This is a genomic window from Candidatus Symbiopectobacterium sp. NZEC127, assembly GCF_025962675.1.
Taxonomy (GTDB): domain Bacteria; phylum Pseudomonadota; class Gammaproteobacteria; order Enterobacterales; family Enterobacteriaceae; genus Symbiopectobacterium.
The window spans coordinates 1-503 of record NZ_JAGFPG010000115.1 but is presented as its reverse complement, the minus strand read 5'-3'; the positions used below and the strand labels follow the sequence as shown (position 1 = coordinate 503).

The following is a 503-nucleotide window of genomic DNA, read 5'->3' as shown; positions in this document are numbered from 1 at the left end:
GTTATCCCGTTTGCATTACTGCATAATCTCAAGCACAACAAAGTGTTGCATGAAAGGGTGGTACTACTGACCATGCGCACAGAAGCGGTTCCCTATGTGCATAACGTGCAGCGCGTTACGGTTGAACAGCTTTCCCCGACCTTTTGGCGCGTGATTGCCAACTACGGCTGGCGAGAAACGCCCAACGTGGAAGAGGTATTTCACCGCTGTTGGCAGGAGGGATTGGCGTGCCAAATGATGGAAACATCGTTTTTCATGTCCAATGAGTCGCTGACCATGGGCAAACGGCCCTGGTATCTGCGCGTGCGCGGCAAGGTGTTTATGATGCTGAGTCGTAATGCTCTGCGTGCAGCCGATCAGTTTGAGATACCGCCGAACCGGCTGATAGAGCTGGGGATTCAGGTAGAGATTTAGTGTATGACGCCCTCGATATAGAGGGCGTCATTTTTGGTGATTATTTACCGTTCGGTTTTAAGGTTTCTCCTTCCTTCAGGGTAAACAGC

At 50.9% G+C, this 503-nt stretch carries 1 protein-coding gene; it reads left to right on the top strand.

Annotation, left to right across the window (positions count from 1 at the left end):
* The coding region (locus J5069_RS24190; protein ID WP_264646168.1) for a KUP/HAK/KT family potassium transporter at window positions 1-414 on the top strand (414 nt) is incomplete at its 5' end.
* Window positions 415-503 lie beyond the last annotated feature (89 nt).